Consider the following 22,803-nt stretch of genomic DNA (forward strand, 5'->3'; position numbering starts at 1 on the left):
GGAGACAGCGTGCGCAGAACACCCCGTACCGCCCTCGTCGCCCTGGTGGCGGCGACCGTGCTGACGGGTCTCGTCGTACCGGCGCAGGCCGGGCCGCGTCCGGACCGGACGTTCGACCTCCAGGCCCACCGGGGCGGCCTGGGGCTTCGGGTGGAGAACACCCTTGCCTCGTTCGGCAACGCCCTCCAGCTCGGGGTGAGCACCCTCGAACTGGACGTGCAGATCACCGCCGACGGGCAGGCCGTGGTCACCCACGACCGAAAGGTCTCGGCCGCGAAGTGCGTCGACACCGCCCCGGTACGCCCCGGCGACCCGCAGTACCCGTATGTCGGCAGGTACGTGAACACGCTCACCCTGGCCCAGGTGCGCACCCTGGACTGCGGCGCCCGGACGCTGCCCGACAAGCCCGGTCAGCTCGCCGTGCCGGGTGCCCGGATGCCGCTGCTGCGCGAGGTCTTCGACCTGGTGAAGCGCTACCGGGCCGACGACGTCATGCTCAACGTGGAGACCAAGGTGGAGGCCGGCGCGCCGTCCGAGACCGCGCCCCGCGAGCAGTTCGTCCAGGTGACCGCGCGTGAGGTGCGCGCCGCCGGGCTGCTGCGGCAGGTCACCATCCAGAGCTTCGACTGGGGCGCGCTGATCCGGATGCGTCAGGTCGAGCGCCGGCTGCCGCTGGTGGCCCTGACCAACTACGACTTCCTCCAGGTCGGCCAGCCCGGCGCGTCCCCGTGGCTGGGCGGCCTGGACATCGACGACTTCGGCGGCGACCCGATCCGGGCGGTCCGCAGCTTCGGCGCGGCGGCGTTCTCGCCGGTCCACGGGTTCCCGCAGAACGGCACCGTCAGCGACCCGGGCTACCGCCCGTACGTCACCCGGGACCTGGTGGCGCACGCGCACCGCAACGGGCTCAAGGTGATCCCGTGGACGGTCGACGACCTGCCGACCATGGCCAAGCTGATCGACGACGGGGTGGACGGTCTGATCACCGACTACCCGGACCGGCTGCGCGGCCTGCTCGCCGCCCGGGGCTTCCGGCTGCCCCGGGCGTACGCCTCCCCGTTCGACGTCCAGGCGCACCGGGGCGGCCGGGCCACCCGGCCGGAGAACACGCTGCCCGCGTTCGCGCACGCGCTGGAGAATCCGGCGATCTCCACTCTGGAGCTGGACACCGGGGTCACCGCCGACGGGCAACTGGTGGTGCTGCACGACCGGACGGTCAACGGTTCGCACTGCGTCGACACCGCCCCCGCGCGCCCCGGCGACCCCCGGTACCCGTACGTGGGGAAGCTGGTGCACGAGCTGACCCTGGCGCAGTTGCGCACCATCGACTGCGGGTCGAAGACGCTGCCGGAGTTCCCGGAGCAGGTGGCCGTCCCCGGTGCCCGGATCCCCACCCTGGACGAGGTGTTCGCCCTGGTGCGGGCCAGCGGCCGGGGCGACGTCCGGCTGAACATCGAGACGAAGATCAGCCCGCTGGTCGCCGACACCGAGCCGTACCCGAGCTTCACCCGCAAGCTGGTCGAGGCGATCGGGCGGGCCGGCTTCGCCCGCCGGGCCACCATCCAGTCGTTCGACTGGCGCACCATCCGGTACGCCCACCGCCTCGACCCGCGGATCGCCACCGTCGCCCTGGTCTGGCAGTACGGCCCGGCCGAGTGCGCCACGCTCGCCGACGAGTGCTCGCTGCGCGCCGCCTACACCGACCCGACGGTGCAGAGCCCCTGGACCGGTGGCCTGGACTGGTGGCGTTACCAGGACCTGGGCCGGCTGGTCCGCGCCTCCGGCGCCACCACGGTCTCGGCGAACTGGCAGGTGCACGACCCGGCCCAGGGCACGGTGGCCTCGGCGGACTGGTACCTGCGGGAGAGCCCGACCTACTTCCACGGTCCGACGGTGCCCACCCTCCAGCGCCGGGACGGGCTGACGGTGGTGCCGTACACGGTCAACGACGCCGCCGTGTTGCAGCGGGTGATCGACCTCGGGGTGGACGGCGTGATCAGCGACGACCCGGAGTTGCTGGTCCGGGTGGCCGTGCGCAACGGCCTGCGCTGACGTACCACGTCGGTGGCGCTCCCGCCCGGGGGCGCCACCGACCGCCGGAATCCGGTGGCCGGCCGGTGTTACCTGCTCCGGGGGCCCGGGTAGACCCAGGGTGCCCCCGCCACAGCAGGCGAACCGTGCCGTGGCCGACCCGCGGTAGCGGGGCGAGGGAGTGCAGGTACTCATCACATCCGAGGAGGACAGATGAGCACGCAGGCTGCATCCACCAGGCCCATGAACCGGCCTACCCAGGACGTCCAGAACCGGGCGTCGATGCAGGAAACCGCCCAGCGCAACAACATGATGAACGAGCAGACCCGGCAGATGCCGGCGATGCACGACGGGCATCGGGAGCAGATGCCGTCCCCGGGTACGGAGACGAAGCAGTCGTTCCTGACGACCGAGTTCTGGATCTACGCCGCCGCGGTCGCGGTGGTCGTGATCGCCGCGTTCTGGCGCGGCACCACCGGTAACGGCCTGAACATCAACAACCCGAATCAGGCGTGGTGGTACCTGACCGCCCTGACCGGCGCCTACCTGCTGAGCCGGGGTCTGGCGAAGGCGGGCACGGCACGGCGTTCCGGCGCGGAGCGCATGCGGCGGCGCTGACCGACGAGATCAGCTCCTGAGAACGGTGGCCCCCGGGATTCCTCCCGGGGGCCACCGCTGGTCTCAGCGGGTCACTCGAAGTCGCCGCCGAAGTCGCCGCCGTCGCCGCCGTCGTCGTCGCCGAAGGCGTCCTCGATCAGCTCACCGGCGACCAGGCCACCGACGACGCCGAGCGCCGCGCCGGCCACCACGCCGCCCACACCCGGCCCCCGACCCCGGTGGCCGTGGCCGTGCGTCGGGTAGCCGTGGCCGGGGTAGCCCTGCGGCGCGCCGAACCCGGAGGCGCGCAGGTTGCCGTAGTGCGAGGTGGTGTCCCGCAGCCAACCGTCGACGACCTGCGTCCAGTCGACCCGGTCGACGTCGGCGTGCGAGACGGTGTAGCGGCCGAACGCGTCGTGCCCGGAGCTGAGGAAGCCGCCGCGCTTGTCGCACTCCAGGATCACCTCGACGCCGTGCGGGCCGGTGACGAAGGTCAGCTCGACCTCGGCGATCGTCTGGGCGTACTGCGGTGCGGCGAAGAACTCGATCTCCTGGTAGAACGGCAGCGTCTGCTGGGTGCCTCGGATGTGGCCGCGCTCCAGGTCGGCGTGCTTGAACTGGAAACCGAGCCGCTGGAACGCCTCCAGGATGCGCTCGTGCACCGGCAGCGGGTGCACGTTGACCTGGTCGAGGTCGCTCTTATCGACCGCGCGGGCGATCGCCAACTCGGTACGTAGACCCATCGTCATGCCGCGCAGCCGCTGGCCGTAGACGTCGGTGATCGGGGTCTCCCACGGCACCGAAAGCTGGAACGGGATGGCGAGCTGCTGCTTCGGGGCGAGCTGGAGCGGGCCGCTGACCACCATCCGGTGGAACTCCATCACCCCGGCGTACTCGGTGTCGCCGCCCTCGATCTCGACCCGGGTGACCAGGCCGAGGGTGACCTGCTCGATGTTGGCCGGGGCGTCCCCGCCGAGCAGGTTCACCTGGCCGTCCAGGGCGAGGCCGGGTCGGGTGTTCGGGTTGGCCAGGACGGTGTCGACGCTGGGCCCTCCCACGCCGAACGCGCTCAGCATCTTCTTGAAGACCATCGGAACTCCCGCTTCACGGTCGCGTACTCCACCGTGGAGCACGCACGGTTACTCTGCGCACTCTAAGGGGAGCGACTGAGAAGTACCTGGGAGGCGCTCAGCGTGGCGTGGCGGCGTCCGGGGCGGGCGGGCGGCACCAGCGTCGGGGCCACGGATCGGCCCGGCTGCGGGCCAGCGGTTCAGTCGACCTCGACGACGACCAGCTCACCGACCTGGTCGCCGATCTGGCGGCAGCCGTCCGGGGGCAGCCCGGCGTCGGTGATCAGCAGGTCGGCCTCCTCCAGCGGGGCGATGGTGGCGATGCCGGTCGTCTCCCACTTGGTGTGGTCGGCCAGCACCACCAGCCGGCGGGCGGCGCTGATCAGCCGCCGGTTGACCGCCGCCTCCAACAGGTTGGGAGTGGTGAACCCGGTACGCGGGCTCATCCCGTGCACACCGAGGAAGAGCACGTCGACGTTGAGCGTCCGGATGGCCGCCTCGGCGACCGGCCCGGTCAGCGCGTCCGACGGGGTGCGGATGCCCCCGGTCAGCACGACGGTCTGGTCGGCGCGCGGGTTCTGGTAGAGGGCGTCGGCGACCGGGATCGAGTTGGTCACCACGGTCAGCCCACGGACGTCGGCGAGCAGGGTGGCGAGCGCGGCGGTGGTGGTGCCGGCGGAGAGCGCGACGGCCATCCCCGGCTCCACCAGCCGTGCCGCCCGCTCGGCGATGGCCCGCTTCTCGTCCTGCTGCCGCACCGACTTGGCGGCGAAGCCGGGCTCCTCGGCGGAGCCGGGACCGGCCAGGGTCGCCCCGCCGTGCACCTTGTCGACCAGCCCGCGTTCGGCGAGCACCTCAAGGTCACGCCGGATCGTCATGTCCGAGACACCGAACCGGCTGACCAGGTGGCTGACCCGTACGCCGCCGCGCTGCCGGATCAGCTCCAGGATGGCGCTCTGCCGTTGCGGGGCGAGCATCGGACCTCCTAACCGGGCGGACGGGGAAAAGGTACCGGTCAGGCCGCGGCGGATACCGGCGGCGGGGTCGACGGGTCCGCGTGCTCGGCCGCCGGTTCCTCCCGGACCACCGCCACCTCACCGGCGGGCACCCGGAGCCCTCCGGCGGCGGACGCGCCGGTGAGCAGGTCGGTGCCGGCGACGTCGAGCCGTACCTCGGCGTCGGAGTGGTTGACCACGAAGAGCCAGGACCGGTCGCCGGCCCGGCGTCGCACCACCTCGACGCCGGGCGGGGCGGCCACCGGCGGCCGGGCGCCGGACTCGGCGAGCAGCCGCGCCACCAGGCCGTCGGTGGCCGTCTCGTCGAGCCGGGTGGCCAGGTACCAGGCGGTGCCGTCGCCGACCCGGTGCCGGGTCAGGGCGGGAACCCCGGGCAGCGGCCCGTCGGCGTACGAGGCCACCACCTGCGCGCCCTCCGGGTGCAGCCACTCGGTCCACACGTCGGCGGTGGACCCGTCGTCGAGGGTGACCCGCTCCCCCGCCCGCAGCGGGAAGAACTCCTCGGTACGGATGCCGAGCAGTTCCCGGAACGCGCCCGGGTAGCCGCCGAGCCGGATGTGGTCGTGCTCGTCGACGACGCCGCTGAAGTACGTCACCAGCGCGGTCCCGCCGGCTTCCACGTACCGGCGCAGCGCCTCGGCGTCGGCGTCGCGGACCAGGTACAGGGTGGGCACGAGGACCAGCCGGTAGCCGGACAGGTCGGCCGACGGGTGCACCACGTCGGTGGTGACGCCGGCCCGCCAGAGGGCGTCGTAGAGGGCCCTCATCCGGTCGGCGTAGGTGACGTCGACGCTGGGGCGGGAGTCCAGCTCCGCGCCCCACCACGCCTCCCAGTCGAAGAGGATCGCCACCTCGGCCTCGACCCGGCTGCCGCGTACCTCGGCCAGTGCCTTCAGGTCGGCGCCGAGCCGGCACACCTCGCGGAAGACCTTGGTGTCCGGGCCGGCGTGCGGCACCAGCGCGGAGTGGAACTTCTCCGCGCCGGCCCGGGAGGCCCGCCACTGGAAGAAGAGCACCCCGTCGGCGCCCCGCGCCACGTGGGCGAGGCTGTTGCGGCGGAGCTGGCCGGGGGTCTTGGCGACGTTGCGCGGCTGCCAGTTGACCGCGCTGGTGGAGTGCTCCATGAGCAGCCACGGCTCTCCCCCGGCGACGCCGCGGGTGTGGTCGGCGGCGAACGCCAGGCCGAGGTGGGCGTGCGGGTCGGCGGCGGTCAGGTAGTGGTCGTTGGCGACCAGGTCCACGTCGGAGGCCCAGGAGTGGTAGTCCAGGTACTTGCTGCCGGTGCCGATCATGAAGTTGGTGGTGACCGGCTGGTGGACCCGCCGCTTCAGCACCTCCCGCTCGGCGCGGAGCTGGGCGCGCTGCTCGTCGGAGGAGAACCGCAGGAAGTCCAACTGCTGGGTGGGGTTGGCGAAGGTGGGCGCGGCGCGGGGAGGGTTGATCTCGGCCCAGTCGTGGTAGCGCTGACTCCAGAAGGTGGTGCCCCAGGCCGCGTTGAGCCGGTCCAGGTCGCCGTAGCGAGCCCGCAGCCAGGCCCGGAACGCCTCGGCGCTGACGTCGCAGTAGCAGTGCACGGTGTGGCAGCCCAGCTCGTTGGAGACGTGCCACATGACCACGGCCGGGTGGTCGGCGTACCGGTCGGCGACCGTCTCGACCAGGGCGAGTGAGCGCCGGCGGAAGACCGGCGAGCTGGGGCAGTACGCCTGCCGCCCGCCGGGCCACCACACCGTGCCGTCGGCGGTGCGGGGCAGCGTCTCGGGGTGCCGGTGGGCCAGCCAGGGGGGTGGGCTGGCGGTGGCGGTGGCCAGGTCGACGTGGATCCCGCCGTCGTGCAGAAGGTCGAGGGCCCGGTCGAGCCAGCCGAACTCGTAGCTGCCGGGGGCCGGTTCGAGCAGCGCCCAGGAGAAGATCCCGACGGAGACCAGGTCGACGCCGGCCTGTCGCATGAGCGCCACGTCGTCGGCCCAGATCTCCTCGGGCCACTGCTCGGGGTTGTAGTCGGCGCCGTAGAAGATCCCGTCGCCCTGCCAGGTGCCGTGCTGCCGCATGAGAGCAGAGCGTGCCCCTACCGGCCGACCAAGTCAACACTTTCCAACATCGACCAAGTTTCCAACGTTCACCGGCGAGAACCCCTGCCAACGCTGGGATATCGATCCGGAGCTGCCCTCTTGACAGGACCGTACGGAGGGGTAGCTTCAACCGCCACCGGAAGTTCATGTTTGCCAATGTTGATTCTCGGTGGATCTATGTTGGCATTCGCGGACGGCCCACCACCACCTCGACCCCGGCGCGGAGTACGCCAGCCCGCTGCTCCACGCCGCGCACCTAACGGCCGGGCTGGACGGGCTCAGCGACGTGCTCCACACCCACCTGCGGGCCCGACCGGGACATCCCCGTTCCCCCCGGCCGGTGACCCTCAATGTGTGGGAGGCGGTCTACTTCGACCACGACCTGGACCGGCTGCGGGCACTCGCCGACCGGGCCGCCGAGGTCGGCGTGGAGCGGTTCGTCCTCGACGACGGCTGGTTCACCGGCCGCCGGCACGACCGGGCCGGCCTGGGCGACTGGCACGTCGACGCCGACGTCTGGCCGGCCGGCCTGCGACACTCCGTATCGGCGATCTGGCGGTATCCCGCGCCGGGAACACCGCCAGATCGCCGATACGGAGTGGATCAGCCATCCCGGGGCGCGGTGGTCGTACCGGACGCGGGGGTGGCCGGGTCCCTGCGGACCCGGCCACCGGTGTGACGACTTACCTCAGCTCGCGGTGCAGGTCACCGCGGGTACCGAGTTGGTGCCGTTCGAACTGCCGAGGAAGCCGAAGCTGGTGCTGGCCCCGGCGCCGAGCCGGCCGTTGTAGTCGACGTTGCGGGCGGTCACCGTCGACCCGCTGCTGGTCACCGTGGCGCTCCAGAACTGGCTGACGGTCTGGCCGTTGGCGAAGGTCCACTTCGTCGTCCAGCCGGTGATGGCCGCGTTGCCGGCGGTCACCTTGACCTCACCCTGGAAGCCGCCCTGCCACGAACCGACGATCGTGTAGGTCGCCGTGCAGCCACCGGTCGCCGGCGGGGTGGTGGTCGGCGGCGTGGTGGGCGGGGTCGTCGGCGGGGTGGTCGGCGGCGTGGTGGGCGGGGTGGTGGGCGGCGTGGTCGGGGTGGTGCCGGAGTAGACCGACGCCTCCTTCGCGGTCGCCTTGATGCCGTTGGCGCCGTTGAAGATCCGCTGGCCCCAGGTGGTCAGCGCGGCCGGGTTGAAGTTGGTGGCCATGTCCAGGTACTCCACGCCACCGCCGTTGCCGCTCCACGACCAGCCCAGGTAACCGATCCCGTTGGCCTGGCTGTACGACAGGATGGTGTCCTCGTCGGGGTTGCCGTCGGAGTGGTCGAAGCCGAACTCGCCGACCACGATGGGCAGCTTGGCGGTACGGAACCGGCCCAGGTAGTCGGTGATCTCGGCGGCGGTGTCGAAGACGCCGTACATGTGGATGGAGAAGACGGTGTTCTTCGCCGGGTCGGCGGCGAAGACCGTGGCGGCGTTGTCCCGCATGGTGAAGGACCAGTCCTGGCCCCAGTTCGGGGCGTCCACCATGATCGTGTGGGTGAGGCCGCCCGCGCGGAGCCGCTTGACCGCGTTGGCGGTGTCGGTCGCCCAGGTGCCGTAGCCCTGGTTGCCGTACGGCTCGTTGCCGATGTTGACGATGACGTACCGCTCCTGGCCCTGTAGGGCGCTGGCGATGCTCAGCCAGTAGTCGACCGCGCGGTCCAGGGTGATCGCGCCGGACTGCTCGCCGTAGCCGGTGGTGTCGTGCACCTCCAGCACGCAGATCAACTTGTTGGTCTTGCAGAGCGAGATGACGTTGCTGACGTCGGCGGCGCTGTTCTTGGTCCAGCGGTCGCCGCTGGCCAGCACCACCCGTACGGTGTTCGCGCCCAGCGCCTTGACGTTGGCGAAGGAGCTGGTCTGCTGCGGGTACCAGGTGTGGGCGTGGTTGACGCCACGCATGATGAACTCGTTGCCGTTGGCGTCGTAGAGCTTGCCGCCGGAGACCGAGAAGCCGGCCGCGGCCTGGGCCGGCTGCCCGAAGGCGAACACGGCGGCGAGGATGGTGAGCAGGGCGACGCCCGCGACGGAAAGTCGCTTCTTCATGGCTTTCCTCAGGAAGGGTCGACCCCGTTGCCCTGGCGGGGTTGCGGTGGTGGTGATCTGCTGGCGCACGACTGCAGCCCACAGCCGCCGCCTGACTCCCTGGCCGCGCACGGATCAGCCTAGGCCGATGGAACCCGGAAAGCAACCGGTTAAGTTCGCCGCCTGTTCACCGGGCCGAGCCGTGGCGGCCCACGCCGACCGTGGGCCGCCACAGAGGCGGTCATCCCCACCACAGGATGTGACGCCACCGGCCTGAACCGGTTAAGCCCGGACCATAGACTCAGCGCCGACCACCGTCAAGAGCCCGGCCGGCCGCCGGCGTCGCCGCCCACCACACCGGCGACGGCGGCGGCCGGTACTGGTGCATGTCCGCCCGGTCGGCAGGCTCACGCCGGCGACGCCCACGGTGCCCCGGGACACGAGCCGGGCACCCCGGTCGCCCGTTCCGAAGCGGACGCCGAGGTTGACCGCGACCGGTCACGGGTATCCGGGGACGGTCGGCAGCCGGAAGGAGAAACCAGGATGGTCAGCGTCGGCTACACCCTGATGAGCGAACAGGCCGGCCCCAAACAGCTCGTCGACCACGCGGTACGGGCGGAGGCGGCCGGCTTCGACCAGCTCGTCATCTCCGACCACTACTACCCGTGGCTCGACTCGCAGGGCCACTCCCCGTACGCCTGGTCGGTGCTGGGCGCGGTCGCCCACGCCACCAGCCGGGCCGCGCTGATGTCCTTCGTGACCTGCCCGATCCGCCGCTACCACCCGGCCGTGGTGGCGCAGAAGGCCAGCACCGTCGGGGCGCTCTCGGACGGCCGGTTCACCCTCGGCCTCGGCGCCGGGGAGAACCTCAACGAACACGTGGTCGGCGGTTGGCCGCACGTGCAGCAACGACACGAGATGTTCGAGGAGGCCCTCCAGATCATCCGTCCGCTGCTGGGCGGTGAGACGCTGACCTTCTCCGGCAACCACTTCGACGTCCCCGACGCGTACGTCTGGGACCGGCCGGAGCGGCCCGTCCCGATGGCCGTCGCCGCCTCCGGGCCGTCGTCGGCCACCCTCGCCGCCGAGTACGCCGACGGCATCGTCGCCACCGAACCCGACCCCCGGATCATCCAGCTCTACGACGACGCGGGCGGCGTCGGCCAGCCCCGCTACGGCCAGGTGGCCATCTGCTACGGCCCCGACGAGGCCGAGTGCCGCAAGATCGTGCACGACCAGTTCCGCTGGTTCGGCAGCGGCTGGAAGGTCAACGCCGACCTGCCCGACCCGGACGCCTTCGCCGCCGCCACCCGGTACGTCCGCGAGGACGACGTCGCCGAGGGCATCTCCTGCGGCCCGGACGTCGACCGGCACGTCGAGGCGTTCCGCAGGTTCGTCGACGCCGGCTTCACCCACGTGGCGATCGTGCAGGTCGGCGGGGACACCCAACCGATGTTCCTGGACTGGGCACAGGAGCAACTCCTGCCCCGGCTCCGCCGGCTCTGACCCACCCGAGACGATCCGGGCCCGCCGGTCATGAGGTTGGCGACGCTGCCGATCTTCCTGACCGCCACCAACGTCATGACCGCGTGCCCCGAGCATTCGCGGGCCGAACGACAGGATTGGACTAGAGGGGCCGCCAGGCGGCTTCGTCGTCGGGGTCGGCGACGGCGCGGACCCGGGCGGCCAGGCCGAGGGCGGCGTCCGGTCCACCGAGGAAGGTGCGGCCGGGGATGTTCTGCGTCGAGACATCGGCCCGGCAGCCGGGGCAGCCCGGCAACTCGCCCACCGACCATTGGCCGTATCCACGGTAGCCGTCGTACGTCGCGGCGGGCCGTCCGGCGACGGTGCCGTTCGTGCCGTTCGTGTCGTTCGACTCATCGAAGCGCTCCAGGCCGAGCTGGAAGTCCGGGTCGACGCCGGACGAGCCGGGTGCCTGGAAGCCGAGCCTCACCCACTGCCACCGGTTGTCCCGCCACGACACCTGCGCCTGGCTGAGCCGGGCACCCGCCGGCAGCGCGACCGGTTCGACCGGCACCCGCAACGGTTGCCGGTCCCACACCAACCCGTCGGCCACCCGCCGCAGCACCTCTGCCGCACGGTCGACGTTCACGCCGGTGACGGTGACCCAGGCATCCGGGGCGTACTGCCAGGACAGCACGATCTCCCTCCCATTCGGGCTGGTGTGCAGGAAGGCCGGGTGACCCTGCACCGGGGCGACCGATGACCCCGGCGGGGTGGCCCAGGGCGTCGGCCCGGTACGCAGCTTCCCTGACATCTGGTTGTCCCGCGTCAGCTGCTGGGCGAAGAAGTTCACCCCTCGGGCAGTCACGGCCACAGTGACGCTGCGCACCAGCGTCCGCCCCTTGGTGTTCCCGATCGGCCTGAACAGGGCTGCCCCGATCGTCTGGTGGTCGCTGCGGGCGTTGAGGCTTCGCTCGGGCAACCCGTCCGGCAGCCAGGTCAGCCGGAAGAGCTGCTGGGCCGGGTCGAACTCGGTCGGGGCCACCGTCGGCGGCCCCTCCCGGTCGGCCGGGGTGGGTGCCGGTCGTACCCCGAGCAGGGCGGTGACGCCGAGCAGCGCCACGGCGGTGACCGCCGCCGCGGCGGCGACCGCCACCCGGCGGCGATGCCGTACCGCCCGATCCCCCGCCACCAGCAGGGCCTGCGCCCTCGGCCCACCGGCCGGCAGGTCGTCGGCGGCCCGGGTCAGCAGGTCCCGGACCAGGGTCTCATCGTCGTGGCTCATCGGTTCACCTCCGTCGGATCCAGCAGCGGCAGTTGTCGGCGCAGTGCGGCCAGCCCGCGCGCGGTCTGGCTCTTGACGTTGCCGGTCGAGCAGCCCAGCACCCCGGCCGTCTGCTCCACGGTCAGGTCGGCGTAGAAGCGCAGCACCAGCACCACCCGCTGACCGGGTGGCACCGCCGCCAGCGCGGCGCGCACCGCCACGGTGTCCACCACGGCCTCCGTCGGCGGGTCGCCCATCGGTTCCGGCTCGGGTGGCCGGTCGAAGAGCTGCACCCCGAACCAGCGGGAGCGGCGCTCCTGCCGGAACGCGTTGACCAGCATCCGATGCACGTACGCCCCGACGTCGTCGGCGGCCCGCGCCCGGCCCCACTTGACGTACAACCTGGTCAGCGTCTGCTGCACGACGTCATCCGCCCGGTGGGCGTCACCCCCGGTCAGCAGGTACGCCGTCCGTCGCAGCTTGGGCGTCACCGCCGTCACGAACTCGACGTACTCCTGCCGTTGCGTCGCCTGCATCGACCACTCCCCGTCCCGGACGCTGGCACTGTCACCGTACGGATGGCCTCCGGGCCGGGAACGGTTGCACGTGCACGGTCAGCGGCGTAGCCCCAGCGCCGCCAGCACCTCGCGGGTCGCCGCCCGGACCGGGTCGACGACGGCCCGGCGTACCCAGCGGGCGGTCGGGGTGCCGGTGACCCGCCAGGCGGCGGCGAGCACCCGCAGCACCGGCCGTACGCCGTGCCGCCAGCTCCAGCCGACCGCCCGCGCCAGCGGTCGCAGGGTGCGCACCCCGCACCAGCGCAGCAGCCGGCCGGCGGCCCGCCAGGCGTAGCCGAGGGCGTCGCCGACGACCCGGGCCACCGCCACCGTCACCCGCCACAGCACCCGGCCCACCGCGACCAGCCCGGCGCGCAGGGCCCGGCCGAGCGGGGCGAGCAGCCGGACCAGCCAGCGCACCGGCCGGCGCAGGTGGTACACCAGCCAGGCCAGCGGGCGCAGCACCAGCGTGTTGATCGACCAGACCAGCGCCCGCAGCAGCCAGCCCAGCGGAATCCAGACCAGCCGACGCAGCAGCCAGCCCAGCGGGCGCAGCACCCAGCGGGTCAGGAACCCGGCCAGCGGGGCGAGCACATGGCGGTGCAGCAGCCGGGCGGCGACGACCGTCACCTCCCAGAGCAGCCGCAGCGGCACCACCACGACCACCGCGACCACCCTGGCCAGGGCGGTGACCAGGGGCGGCGCGGGCGGGCGGGGCACCGGGGAGTCGGACACGCCGACCACGGTAGGAACCGGCGGCAAGCCGGTCAGGCCGGGTCGAGGTCCAGCTCGGCGACGACCGGATAGTGGTCCGAGGCGTACTCGGTGTCGCCGTCGCGGACCACCCGGCAGCCTCGCAGCCGGGCGGCGAGCGCCGGGGTGCCGAGCAGGTAGTCCAGCCGCATTCCGGAGAACTCGACGCCGCCGCCGTGCCGGGTGGGCGCGGTCAGACCGGTCTCGGGCGGACCGCCGGCGCGGGTCCAGAGGTCGACCAGGCCGGCGGCCAGCAGCCGGGCCACCGCCCGGGTCTCCACGGTCCGCCCGTCGCGGCGCAGGTGCCGCCGTCGGTACGCCACCGGCAGCCGGGCCACCCGGTCGGCGTGCTCAGTGCCGGGGTCCAGGGTGTTCAGGTCACCGGCGAGCAGGGCCAGCTCCCCCGGTGCCCGGCGCAGCGCCCCGGCGAGCCAGCCGGCCTCGACCCGCCGCCGCAGCCCGGCGTACGGGTCGAGATGGGCGCTGAGCACGGTGAGCGGGCCTGCGGTGGTGGCCAGCTCCACCCGCTGCGCCGCATGGTGGAACGGCCGACGGACCGGCCCGGCGGAGCGGACCGGCCAGCTCGGGCGGACCAGCACGGCCACCGGCTGACCGAAGCAGGTGCGGGCCAGGTACGGCCGCATCCCCACCCGGTCGGCGAACCCGGCCAGCACGCCCGGCCGGTCGAAGCCGCGCAGTTCCTGCACGGCCAGCACGTCGGGGGCCTGCGCGGCGACGACCCGGGTCACCAGGTCCCGCCGGCCGGGTCCGGTGCGGTCCCGGCCGCCGGTCCTGATGTTCCAGGTCATCATCCGCAGCACGGTCGGTGGCTCACTCCGGGCGGCCGGCCTTGGCCAGTTCGTCGTCCAACTCGTCGACCTGCTCCGACTCGATCTCGGGGCGGTTGCCGGCGTGGACGTCGGCGTTGGGGCGGACCACCCAGTAGAGCAGCCCGATCCAGAGCACGCTGAGCAGGATCGCGCCCATGAAATCGGTAGGGTGGTGCATGCCCCGGTACATCCGGGAGGTGGCCACGCCGACCGGCATGATCACGGCCAGCGCGACGAAGAGCCAGCGCCACCAGCGGTCGGTGCGGGCGAACACGATGATCGCGATGGCCGACCAGAGACAGATGGTCGCCGCGATGTGCCCGGACGGGAAGGACGAGGTGGGCATCTGCCCGTCCAGGTTCTCCACCGCCGGGCGGGGCCGGTCGACGACCCGGGCGGCGGCGAGGAAGAGGCTCAGCTCGCCGAACAGGGCCAGCACCACGAAGAGCACCGGCCGCCAGCGCTTCCAGACGGCCAGCACCAGCGGGCAGAACACCAGCGAGACCAGCAGGATCGCGTGGGTGTCGCCGAACTTGCTCCACCACCAGCTCAGCTCGGTGAGCAGGTCGGTGTGCCGGGCGGCGAACCAGCGCGGCACGTCGGTGTCCAGGGTCGCGAAGACGGTGCCCTCGGCGTGGTAGCTGACGTACCGGCCGAAGCCGTACAGGGCGCCGAAGACGATCACCCAGCCGACCAGCAGCTCGGCGACCGCAGAACGGGGGTGCTCCAACACGTGCTCCTCGGCCGGCGCGGGAGTGATCTTGTCGCCGGCCTCCGGCTCCAGGCCCTCGGACAGCGGCGGCACCGGACGGCCGCGCTCGCGCCGCCACAGCCGGAAGGCGTACGCGGTGACGCCGAGCCAGGCCGCGCCGAGCAGCCAGCCGGCGAGCACGTCGGAGACGAAGTGCACGCCGAGCGCGATCCGGGTCAACCCGATCAGCGCCACCAGCACGGCCACGCCCGCGATCACCGGCCGACGCCAGCGGGGCGACATGGCCGGCAGGAAGACCAGCAGCAGCGCCCCGTACGCGACGAACGAGCCGAGCGCGTGCCCGCTGGGGAAGCTGTTGCCGGGGGCGCTGGCGACCGGCACGTCGACCACCGGGCGGAGCCGGCCGACCAGGGTCTTCAGCGACGGGTCGAGGATCAGTCCGCCCACCCCGGTGATGATCAGGTAGACCGCCAGCCGGGACTGGCGGCGGATCAGCAGGCCGACCACGGCGATGGTGACCAGCCAGATCAGCACCGGCCGGCCGCCCAGGTCGGTGACCGCCTGGAGCACGGTGACCAGCGCGTGGTGCGGCGCGACGAGCCCGTTGAACCACTCGGCCGCCTCGTGGTCGGCGTGGTACAGCGGGCTCCACCTGAAGCGGACCAGCATCAGCAGCAACCCGAAGCCGACGCCCGCGCCGGCCACGGCCAGCAGGCCGGCGACACTGCGTTCGGCGAAGTGGCCGAGCGGCCGTCCGGCCGTCGTCTCCCTGACCGCGGTCAACCCGCACCTCCCTGCGTCGACGTGGCGAGGCGCGCAGTACCCGCTTCCGCCTCCCCGTACACGCCGGGCCGGTGGGAGCGGTCAGAGTGCGGTCATCTCGCCGGTGTCGAGCAGCTCCACCCGTTCGGCCTCGGGCTCCCACAGGTCCGGCTGGGCCGGCTCCTGCACGCCGATCCGCATCGCCTCCAACTGGGCGGCGAAGGCCAGCCCGCCGAAGAGCGCCACGCCGGTGAGGTTGGCCCACAGCAACAGGGCCATCATCCCGGTCAACGCCCCGTACGTCTGGCCGAACCCGCCGCCGAAGGTGACGTACCCGGCGAGCAGCAGGCTGGCCAGCCACCACAGGACGGTGGCGATGCCGGCCCCGAAGAGCAGCCAGGACAGGCCGGGCTGCCTGCGCCGGGGCGCGTGCCGGAAGATCACCGCCACGGCCACCACGGTCAGCCCGAGGCTCAACGGCCAGCGCACCACGTCCCAGGCACCGGCGGCCAGGTCACCCCACTCGTAGTGCCGCTGCACCGAGTCGCCCATCGCCCCGCCGCCGACCAGGATCAGGAACCCGGCCAGCGCCGGCAGGCCGGCGACCACGGCCAGCACCGCCGCCCGGAGGTACTTCCACCGCGCCGGGCGGTCCCGCTCCACCCCGTAGATCCGGTTCGCGCCGCGCTCGATCTGGGCCATCGTGGTGGTCAGCGCGACCAGGCCGGTCAGCAGGCCGAGGGTCAGCGCCAGCTCACCGGCCCGTTCGGTGCGCTCGCCGTCGCCGAGCAGTTCCTGCACCATCTGCTCGCTCTGGCCGGGGGTGAGGGCCAGCACGGTGTCGGCGACCACCCGGCCGCCCTCCTCGACGCCCAGGTCGCTGATCAGACCGGTCAACGCGATCATGAACGGGACCACGGCGAGACAGAGCTGGAGGGCGAAGGCCCGGGAGTGGCTGAACCCGTCGCCGTAGCGGAACCGGATGAACGCGTCCCGCAGCAGACACCAGCCCCCCTGCCGGCGCAGCGTGCGCCAGGCGTCGTCGGCGGAGAGCTCGTCCGACGACATCAACCGCGTCTCGGGGACGAGCTTGGTACTACTCACGGCGGGCCTCCTCGACCAGCTTCTCCCCGCGCTCGGCCGCCGCGTCGGCGTCGTACGCCAGGTCCGGGTCGCGTGCCGGGCGCGGTACGCAGAGCCAGAGCGACGCGGGCCTGATCCGGGCGTGCAGGACCCGGCCCGGCTCGATCAGGTCGCCGTCGAGCTGCCGGGGCTGCGCCCGGTTGCTGGTGATCTCGACGGTGCGGGCCCGGTGCACCTCCATCCGGGGCACGCTGCCGCGCCGGCGGACCAGCGCCCAGCCCATCGCCAGCCAGTGCCGCAGCGTACGCGGGGTGAGCACGGCCACGTCGAGCCAGCCGTCGTCCGGCTCGGCGTCGGTGAGCAGGCGTACCCCGCCCTGGAGCCGGCCCACGTTGGCGACCAGCACGGAGCGGGCGCGGCGGCGCATCGGCGGCCGGTCGTCGATCCGGATGGTGAGCCGCATCGGCCGGTCCCGCAGGTGCTTGGCGGCCCCCAGCACGTAGGCCGGCCAGCCGATCCGGGCCTTGGTGGTCTCGGAGGTGTCCGCCAGCATCTGGGCGTCGAAGCCCATCCCGGCCATCACCGCGAAGCACTGGTCGTCGACGACCCCGACGTCCAGCCGGCGCCGGCCGCGCTCGACGGCCACCTCCAGGCCGGCGGCCAGTTCGGTGGAGAGCCCGAGGTTGGCGGCGAGCAGGTTTCCGGTGCCCTGCGGCAGCACGGCGAGTGCGACGTCGGTGCCGGCCAGCGCGGTGACGCAGGCCATCACCGTGCCGTCCCCGCCGCAGGCGAAGACCAGCTCGGCGCCGGCCTCGACGGCCCGCTCGGTCTGCCCCCGGCCGGGGTCCTCGACGGTGGTCTCGTACCAGGCGGGGGCGGGCCAGCCGGCGGCGGCGAGGGCGCCGTCCACCGTCTCGCGGAACTCGTCGAGATCGGTCACCTTCACCGGGTTGACCACCACCGCCGAGCGCGGGGCGTGGTCGTCGGCGGTCACCGGGGGTTGCTGTTCTCCACCATCCACGGCGCAAGTGTGCAGCAACTCGGTGCGGTCAGCGAGCCGGCGGAGACCGACGTCGCAGCTACCGCAAACAGGTTTCAGACGGGCCGACACCGGTGATGGTCCGGTCTCGGCCGGTGGCGGCCCGGCGGGTGGCTCGCCCGGCCGGCGTGGCGGCCCGCCCCGACCCGGGGCCGACGACCCGGACCGGCCGGGGCGGCGGTCACCGGTCGACGGGTCAGGCCGCCGTCCGCAGCGCGGTCTCCACCCGGCGGCGCAGGTCGGCCAGGTCCACGCCCGCCTCGGTGAGCACCAGGGCGCCGAGGCCGCCGCCCTCGCGGAGCAGGCCGAGCAGGATGTGCTCGGTGCCGATGTGGTGGTGGCGCAGCCGCAGCGCCTCGCGCAGCGCCAACTCCAGCACCTTGCGGGAGCGGGGGGAGAACGGGCCGCCGACGGTCCGGCGCAGGCCCCACCGGCGGCGGGGGGCCGGGGCCGCCTCGCGGAACGCGTCCGGCCCGAAGGAGTCCTCGATCCGGGCGACGATCGCCGCCAGGTCGATGCCGATCTCGCGGAGCGCGGCGGCGTCCGCCTCGCCGAGCCCGACGCCGCCGGCGTGCCGCCGGACCCGGGCGCGCAGGTCGTCCGCGCTGACCCCCGCCTCGACCAGCACCCGGGTGGCGAGCGCGTCGCCGTCGGCCAGGACGGCGAGCAGCAGGTGCTCGGTGCCGACGGGGCGCTGCCCCTCGCTCCGGGCCTCCTCGACCGCCCGCCGGACGACCGTACGGGCCCGGTCGGTGAACCGTTCGAACATCACGCCTCCCAGCTTCCTCGGACCGCCGGTCGCCCGGCGTGCTTCTTGTGGACCGCCTGTCGGCTGACCTCGAGCGCGTCGGCGATCTCCTGCCAGGACCAGCCCTGCCGTCGGGCGTTGTCCACCTGGACCACCTCCAGCCGTTCGAGGAGCCGGCGCAGGGCGAGCACCGCCCGCAGGCCGACCCTCGGGTCCGTGCTGCCGGCGGCTGCCGCGAGTTCCGTCGCCTGACTCATGTCGTCAACTTACGTTGACAACGCGGCGTTTGTCAACCCTGGTTGACGGCCTGGCCCCGTCCGCCGATCCCCCCAACACGGCACGACCCGCACGACCGGATGACCTTGTCCCGGGGCGTCCACCGACACGACGGCGGACGCCCCGGTCCGGGTCCCGGCGGTGCTACCGTCCGCTGGTGTTCCGTCGCCGCACCGCCGACCAGCCCGTCGAGGCGGCCTGTCGGCTGCCCGTCGGTCGGGTCGGGTGGGAGGTCGCCGGCGGCAGCGTGGTCGGTCACCACTACCCGGCCAACTTCGACGTCCTGCACGTCGACGCGGAGCTGCCGTTCGTGGCGGTCGCCGACGGGATGGGTGACGGCGAGGGCAGCCGGGTCGCCGGCCGCACCACGCTGGACACCCTGCGCGAACTGGTCCACGCCGGCTGGCCCGCCGTCGGCCCCCGCGAGCTACGCGCCGCGGTCACCGAGGCCCAGATCCGGGTACGGCGGGCCGGCGCGGCCCTGGACGAGCTGACCGGCTGCACGCTGACCGCGCTGCTCGCCGAGCCCGACGGCGAGCTGGCCTGGATCGTCCAGCTCGGCGACTCCCGGGCGTACCGGCTGCGCGACGGCGTACTGGAACTGGTCACCGTCGACCACACGATGGCCTGGCTGGGGGTGTTGCACGGCTGGTGGCCGGCGGCCTCGCCGGAGGCGACCCGGGCCCGCTACCAGCTCCTGCGCTACGTCGGCCACCCCGACCGACCGGACCCGGACCTGCTGGCCGTCCCGCTGCGCGCGGGTGACACCTGGCTGCTCTGCACCGACGGGGTGACCGACCAGGTCGACTACCACCGGCTCCGCGACCTGCTGGCCGAGCCGGATCCGACCCGGGCGGTCCGCGCCCTGCTCGCCGCCACCCTGGCCGAGGGCGGTGGCGACAACGCCACCGCCGTCGTGCTCCGGGTACGCCCGACCCCCTGACCTCGCCGCCGGCCCGGCCCGCCGCCCGGGTGGCGTACACCCGGGCGGGGCCGGCGACCAGGTACGCCACCCGGGCGGCGGGTCGGTGATCCGGCCCCACCACCCGGCCGGCACGACTACCGTCGGTGGGGACGGCGTGGCCGTACGGTGCGGGACGCCCGGGAGGTGAGCCGGATGACCGGATCGGCCGGCACGCCGGTGGTGGCCGGCGTCGGCCCGTCGCCGGAGGACCTGGTGGTGGTCCGGCTGGCCGCCCGGGAGGCCGCCGCGCACGGCCGGGACCTGGCCCTGCTGCACGCCTTCAACTGGCAGGCCGCGTCGGCGGAGCCCACGACGGTCGGCACCCGGGCCGCCGCCGAGGACCTGATCGCCCGGGCCGCCGAGGTCGTCGCCGAGGTCGAGCCGGAGGTGACGGTCAGCGGTGAGATCGTCGAGGGGGCGCCGCTCGCGGCCCTGGTCCGCCGGTCCGAGACGGCGTTCCTGGTGGCGATCGGGGACGGCGGGATGGCCGACTGCCGGGACTGCGTGTCGGCCGACGCGCCCGCCGTCCAGCTCGCCGCCCGCGCCGGCTGCCCGGTGCTGGTGGTCCGCCCCGAACTGCCGTCCGCCGGGCCGGTCCTGGTCGGGGTGGACGGCTCGGCGAGTACCCGGACCACGCTCGACTTCGCCTTCGACTGCGCCGCCCGCCGCCAGGCCCGGATCATCGCGGTGCGGGTGATCGAGCCGGGCCGCCCCGACGACGGCGACGACCTGCTCGCCGAGGCGGTCGCCGAGGCGGCCCGACACCACCCACAGGTCGCGGCGGAGTGCCACACCGTACGCGGCGACCCCGGCGCCGTCCTGGTGGAGCAGTCCCGTTCCGCGCAGGTCGCGCTGGTCGGCGCCCGGGGCGACGAGCCGTGGCGCGGCATGTTGGGCGAGGTCAGCCAGACCCTGCTCTACCACTCACCCACGCCGGTCATCGTCGTCCGTGGATTGGTTTCGGTCGCCCCGAGCGGGCATGACGTCCCCACCGGCCGGGACCAACGGCCCTGACCGGCGGCCACCGCAGGCGCGAAGACTGGACCTGCCCGGGACGAAAACCCGCTTCCGGGTGCAGAACTCCCCGACCCGCGAGAGGCTTTGCCAGCATGGACACCGCTCTCGACCCGCACAGCCCCCTGACCGAAGACGAGCTGCGCCGGCTGGACGCCTACTGGCGGGCGGCGAACTACCTCACCGTCGGGCAGATCTACCTGCTCGACAACCCGCTGCTACGCGAACCGCTGACCCCGGAGCACGTGAAGCCCCGGCTGCTCGGCCACTGGGGCACCAGCCCCGGCCTGAACCTGCTCTACGCGCACCTCAACCGGGTCATCGTCGACCGTGACCTGTCGGCCGTCTTCGTCACCGGCCCCGGTCACGGCGGCCCCGCCCTGGTGGCGAACACCTGGCTGGAGGGCACCTACAGCGAGCTGTACCACGCGGTCGGCCGCGACGAGACCGGCATGCAGCGGTTGTTCCGCCAGTTCTCGTTCCCCGGCGGCATCCCGAGCCACGTCGCCCCCGAGGTGCCGGGTTCGATCCACGAGGGCGGCGAGCTGGGGTACGCCCTCAGCCACGCCTACGGCGCCGCGTTCGACAACCCGGACCTGCTGGTCGCCTGCGTGATCGGGGACGGCGAGGCGGAGACCGGACCGCTGGCCGGTAGCTGGTTGTCCAACGTGTTCCTCAACCCGGCCCGCGACGGCGCGGTGCTGCCCATCCTGCACCTCAACGGCTACAAGATCGCCAACCCGACGGTGCTGGACCGGATCCCCACCGACGACCTGCTGGCCCTGATGGGCGGCTACGGCTACCAGCCGTACGTGGTGGCCGGCGACGACCCGACCCAGGTGCACCAGCTCCTCGCGGCCACCCTGGACCGGGCGTGCGACCAGATCGCCGAGATCCAGCGGGTGGCGCGGTCCGGGGGACCCGTCGCGCGGCCCCGCTGGCCGATGATCATCCTCCGTACGCCGAAGGGCTGGACCGGCCCGGCCCGGGTCGACGGCCGGCAGGTCGAGGGGACCTTCCGCGCCCACCAGGTGCCCATCGACGAGGTGCGGGACAACCCGGAGCACCTGGCCGAGCTGGAGCGCTGGCTGCGCAGCTACCGGCCGGAGGAACTCTTCGACGCCACCGGCGCCCCGGTCGCCGAACTGGCCGCGCTGCCCCCGAAGGGCGACCACCGGATGAGCGCCAACCCGGTCACCAACGGCGGGAAGATGCTGCGCGACCTGCGACTGCCGGACTTCCGCGACTACGCGGTCGACGTCGCGCGGCCGGGCGAGCCGGCGGCCAGCGCGACCGGCGTGCTCGGCCAGTGGGTCCGGGACGTGATCAGCGCCAACCCGCAGACCTTCCGGCTCTTCGGGCCCGACGAGGTCGCCTCGAACCGGCTCGGCGCCGCCTTCGAGGTCACCGACCGGGCCTTCGACGCCCGGATCGAGCCCACCGACGACCACCTCTCCCCCGACGGCCGGGTGATGGAGGTGCTCTCCGAGCACCTGTGCCAGGGCTGGCTGGAGGGCTACCTGCTGACCGGCCGGCACGGCATCTTCACCAGCTACGAGGCGTTCATCCACATCGTCGACTCGATGGTCAACCAGCACGCCAAGTGGCTGAAGGTGACCCGGGGCATCCCGTGGCGGGAGCCACTGGCCTCGCTGAACTACCTGCTCTCCAGCCACGTGTGGCGGCAGGACCACAACGGGTTCTCGCACCAGGATCCCGGCTTCATCGACCACGTGGTCAACAAGAAGGCCGAGGTGGTCCGGATCTACCTGCCACCGGACGGCAACACGCTGCTCTCCACGATGGACCACTGCCTGCGCAGCCGGCACTACATCAACGTGGTGGTGGCCGGCAAGCAGCCCGCACCGAACTGGCTGACCATGGACGAGGCGGTCCAGCACTGCCGGCGTGGCCTGGGCATCTGGGACTGGGCCAGCTCCGACGACAACCAGGAGCCGGACGTGGTGCTCGGCTGCGCCGGCGACGTGCCGACGCTGGAGACGCTGGCCGCCGCCGACCTGCTCCGCCGGCACCTGCCCGAACTGAAGGTACGGGTGGTCAACGTGGTCGACCTGATGCGGCTCCAGCCGCCCTCGGAACACCCGCACGGCCTGCCCGACAACGAGTTCGACACCATCTTCACCCGGGACCGGCCGATCATCTTCGCCTACCACGGCTACCCGTGGCTGATCCACCGGCTCACCTACCGCCGGGCCAACCACGGCAACCTGCACGTGCGCGGCTACAAGGAGGAGGGCACCACCACCACGCCGTTCGACATGGTGATGCTCAACGACCTGGACCGGTTCCACCTGGTCATCGACGTGATCGACCGGGTGCCGGGGCTGGCCGCCCGGGCCGCCCACCTGCGCCAGGACATGGTCGACGTCCGCCAGTCCTGCCGCGACTACACCCGCCGTTACGGCGAGGACGACCCCCGGGTCGCCGAGTGGCGGTGGATCCGGGAGACCGACCCGGCGCTGCGCAGCGGCCAGTGA

Annotated in this window: 20 protein-coding genes; 7 read left to right on the forward strand and 13 right to left on the reverse strand. The window is 73.1% G+C overall.

Going from position 1 to position 22,803, the window contains the following annotated elements; translation table 11 throughout:
• Positions 1 to 9 precede the first annotated feature (9 nt).
• Together ACIQG9_RS12745 and ACIQG9_RS12750 are read left to right on the forward strand one after the other, a co-directional pair.
• A complete protein-coding gene (locus tag ACIQG9_RS12745; protein WP_400401054.1) occupies positions 10 to 2,052 on the forward strand; it encodes a glycerophosphodiester phosphodiesterase family protein in 2,043 nt (680 codons plus the stop codon).
• Positions 2,053 to 2,244: 192 nt separating this feature from the next.
• Positions 2,245 to 2,649: a hypothetical protein gene (locus ACIQG9_RS12750; protein WP_400401056.1), complete on the forward strand. Its 405-nt coding sequence runs from the start codon at positions 2,245 to 2,247 to the stop codon at positions 2,647 to 2,649.
• A 71-nt stretch (positions 2,650 to 2,720) separates the two neighbouring features.
• Here the strand turns inward: ACIQG9_RS12750 and ACIQG9_RS12755 are convergent, their stop codons facing one another.
• The 3 genes from ACIQG9_RS12755 to ACIQG9_RS12765 all read right to left on the reverse strand — a co-directional run bounded on the left by ACIQG9_RS12755 (position 2,721) and on the right by ACIQG9_RS12765 (position 6,762).
• Positions 2,721 to 3,719 (reverse strand): sporulation protein, encoded by a 999-nt coding sequence (locus ACIQG9_RS12755; protein ID WP_400401058.1) that lies wholly within the window; start codon positions 3,717 to 3,719, stop codon positions 2,721 to 2,723.
• A 179-nt stretch (positions 3,720 to 3,898) separates the two neighbouring features.
• Complete coding sequence (locus ACIQG9_RS12760; protein ID WP_400401060.1) at positions 3,899 to 4,675, reverse strand: DeoR/GlpR family DNA-binding transcription regulator; 777 nt, start codon at positions 4,673 to 4,675, stop codon at positions 3,899 to 3,901.
• Positions 4,676 to 4,713: 38 nt separating this feature from the next.
• Positions 4,714 to 6,762, reverse strand: coding sequence for a beta-galactosidase (locus ACIQG9_RS12765; RefSeq protein ID WP_400401062.1), 2,049 nt, complete (start codon positions 6,760 to 6,762; stop codon positions 4,714 to 4,716).
• A 190-nt stretch (positions 6,763 to 6,952) separates the two neighbouring features.
• Here ACIQG9_RS12765 and ACIQG9_RS12770 point away from each other — a divergent pair, with 190 nt between their 5' ends.
• Entirely contained in the window at positions 6,953 to 7,462 is a 510-nt protein-coding gene (locus ACIQG9_RS12770) for an alpha-galactosidase (RefSeq protein ID WP_400401064.1), read from the forward strand.
• 9 nt (positions 7,463 to 7,471) lie between these two features.
• Here the strand turns inward: ACIQG9_RS12770 and ACIQG9_RS12775 are convergent, their stop codons facing one another.
• On the reverse strand, positions 7,472 to 8,860 hold the full coding sequence (locus ACIQG9_RS12775; RefSeq protein ID WP_400401066.1) for a cellulase family glycosylhydrolase: 1,389 nt from the start codon (positions 8,858 to 8,860) through the stop codon (positions 7,472 to 7,474).
• Positions 8,861 to 9,382: 522 nt separating this feature from the next.
• Here ACIQG9_RS12775 and ACIQG9_RS12780 point away from each other — a divergent pair.
• Positions 9,383 to 10,345 carry a TIGR03557 family F420-dependent LLM class oxidoreductase gene (locus ACIQG9_RS12780; protein ID WP_400401068.1) on the forward strand — a complete coding sequence of 321 codons (963 nt, stop codon included), beginning with the start codon at positions 9,383 to 9,385 and terminating at the stop codon, positions 10,343 to 10,345.
• A 121-nt stretch (positions 10,346 to 10,466) separates the two neighbouring features.
• Here ACIQG9_RS12780 and ACIQG9_RS12785 read toward each other — a convergent pair whose 3' ends face one another.
• From ACIQG9_RS12785 to ACIQG9_RS12825, 9 genes are all read right to left on the reverse strand, one after another.
• Positions 10,467 to 11,588, reverse strand: coding sequence for a hypothetical protein (locus ACIQG9_RS12785; RefSeq protein ID WP_400401070.1), 1,122 nt, complete (start codon positions 11,586 to 11,588; stop codon positions 10,467 to 10,469).
• The gene (locus ACIQG9_RS12790) at positions 11,585 to 12,103 is read right to left on the reverse strand and encodes a SigE family RNA polymerase sigma factor (protein WP_400401072.1); all 519 of its coding nucleotides are present in this window, start codon (positions 12,101 to 12,103) and stop codon (positions 11,585 to 11,587) included. The genes ACIQG9_RS12785 and ACIQG9_RS12790 overlap by 4 nt, the downstream gene beginning before the upstream one ends.
• A gap of 78 nt (positions 12,104 to 12,181) precedes the next feature.
• Positions 12,182 to 12,859 carry a hypothetical protein gene (locus ACIQG9_RS12795; protein ID WP_400401074.1) on the reverse strand — a complete coding sequence of 226 codons (678 nt, stop codon included), beginning with the start codon at positions 12,857 to 12,859 and terminating at the stop codon, positions 12,182 to 12,184.
• Between the two features lie 32 nt (positions 12,860 to 12,891).
• Complete coding sequence (locus tag ACIQG9_RS12800; protein WP_400401076.1) at positions 12,892 to 13,698, reverse strand: endonuclease/exonuclease/phosphatase family protein; 807 nt, start codon at positions 13,696 to 13,698, stop codon at positions 12,892 to 12,894.
• Positions 13,699 to 13,708: 10 nt separating this feature from the next.
• A complete protein-coding gene (locus tag ACIQG9_RS12805; RefSeq protein WP_400401077.1) occupies positions 13,709 to 15,202 on the reverse strand; it encodes a phosphatase PAP2 family protein in 1,494 nt (497 codons plus the stop codon).
• A gap of 81 nt (positions 15,203 to 15,283) precedes the next feature.
• A complete protein-coding gene (locus tag ACIQG9_RS12810) occupies positions 15,284 to 16,285 on the reverse strand; it encodes a YihY/virulence factor BrkB family protein (protein ID WP_400401078.1) in 1,002 nt (333 codons plus the stop codon).
• Positions 16,278 to 17,285 carry a diacylglycerol/lipid kinase family protein gene (locus ACIQG9_RS12815; RefSeq protein WP_400401080.1) on the reverse strand — a complete coding sequence of 336 codons (1,008 nt, stop codon included), beginning with the start codon at positions 17,283 to 17,285 and terminating at the stop codon, positions 16,278 to 16,280. Before ACIQG9_RS12815 ends, ACIQG9_RS12810 begins: the two co-directional genes overlap by 8 nt.
• Before the next feature lie 214 nt (positions 17,286 to 17,499).
• Positions 17,500 to 18,072: a Clp protease N-terminal domain-containing protein gene (locus ACIQG9_RS12820; RefSeq protein WP_400401666.1), complete on the reverse strand. Its 573-nt coding sequence runs from the start codon at positions 18,070 to 18,072 to the stop codon at positions 17,500 to 17,502.
• Entirely contained in the window at positions 18,072 to 18,308 is a 237-nt protein-coding gene (locus ACIQG9_RS12825) for an HTH domain-containing protein (protein WP_091116773.1), read from the reverse strand. The genes ACIQG9_RS12820 and ACIQG9_RS12825 overlap by 1 nt, the downstream gene beginning before the upstream one ends.
• Positions 18,309 to 18,484: 176 nt before the next feature.
• Here ACIQG9_RS12825 and ACIQG9_RS12830 point away from each other — a divergent pair, with 176 nt between their 5' ends.
• From ACIQG9_RS12830 to ACIQG9_RS12840, 3 genes are all read left to right on the forward strand, one after another.
• The gene (locus tag ACIQG9_RS12830) at positions 18,485 to 19,270 is read left to right on the forward strand and encodes a PP2C family protein-serine/threonine phosphatase (RefSeq protein ID WP_400401082.1); all 786 of its coding nucleotides are present in this window, start codon (positions 18,485 to 18,487) and stop codon (positions 19,268 to 19,270) included.
• 174 nt (positions 19,271 to 19,444) lie between these two features.
• Entirely contained in the window at positions 19,445 to 20,305 is an 861-nt protein-coding gene (locus ACIQG9_RS12835) for a universal stress protein (RefSeq protein WP_400401084.1), read from the forward strand.
• A gap of 95 nt (positions 20,306 to 20,400) precedes the next feature.
• Entirely contained in the window at positions 20,401 to 22,803 is a 2,403-nt protein-coding gene (locus ACIQG9_RS12840; protein WP_400401086.1) for a phosphoketolase, read from the forward strand.

Origin of the sequence: Micromonospora sp. NPDC092111 (genome assembly GCF_044755745.1) — a bacterium.
Lineage (GTDB): Bacteria > Actinomycetota > Actinomycetes > Mycobacteriales > Micromonosporaceae > Micromonospora.

What these genes read in the sequence shown, in the direction of transcription:
- ACIQG9_RS12750 (WP_400401056.1), top strand. Translation starts at nt 2,245, where the DNA reads ATGAGCACGCAGGCTGCATCCACCAGGCCCATGAACCGGCCTACCCAG.
- ACIQG9_RS12785 (WP_400401070.1), bottom strand. Translation starts at nt 11,588, where the DNA reads ATGAGCCACGACGATGAGACCCTGGTCCGGGACCTGCTGACCCGGGCC.
- ACIQG9_RS12775 (WP_400401066.1), bottom strand. Translation starts at nt 8,860, where the DNA reads ATGAAGAAGCGACTTTCCGTCGCGGGCGTCGCCCTGCTCACCATCCTC.
- ACIQG9_RS12765 (WP_400401062.1), bottom strand. Translation starts at nt 6,762, where the DNA reads ATGCGGCAGCACGGCACCTGGCAGGGCGACGGGATCTTCTACGGCGCC.
- ACIQG9_RS12755 (WP_400401058.1), bottom strand. Translation starts at nt 3,719, where the DNA reads ATGGTCTTCAAGAAGATGCTGAGCGCGTTCGGCGTGGGAGGGCCCAGC.
- ACIQG9_RS12835 (WP_400401084.1), top strand. Translation starts at nt 19,445, where the DNA reads ATGACCGGATCGGCCGGCACGCCGGTGGTGGCCGGCGTCGGCCCGTCG.
- ACIQG9_RS12780 (WP_400401068.1), top strand. Translation starts at nt 9,383, where the DNA reads ATGGTCAGCGTCGGCTACACCCTGATGAGCGAACAGGCCGGCCCCAAA.
- ACIQG9_RS12790 (WP_400401072.1), bottom strand. Translation starts at nt 12,103, where the DNA reads ATGCAGGCGACGCAACGGCAGGAGTACGTCGAGTTCGTGACGGCGGTG.
- ACIQG9_RS12840 (WP_400401086.1), top strand. Translation starts at nt 20,401, where the DNA reads ATGGACACCGCTCTCGACCCGCACAGCCCCCTGACCGAAGACGAGCTG.
- ACIQG9_RS12820 (WP_400401666.1), bottom strand. Translation starts at nt 18,072, where the DNA reads ATGTTCGAACGGTTCACCGACCGGGCCCGTACGGTCGTCCGGCGGGCG.
- ACIQG9_RS12760 (WP_400401060.1), bottom strand. Translation starts at nt 4,675, where the DNA reads ATGCTCGCCCCGCAACGGCAGAGCGCCATCCTGGAGCTGATCCGGCAG.
- ACIQG9_RS12825 (WP_091116773.1), bottom strand. Translation starts at nt 18,308, where the DNA reads ATGAGTCAGGCGACGGAACTCGCGGCAGCCGCCGGCAGCACGGACCCG.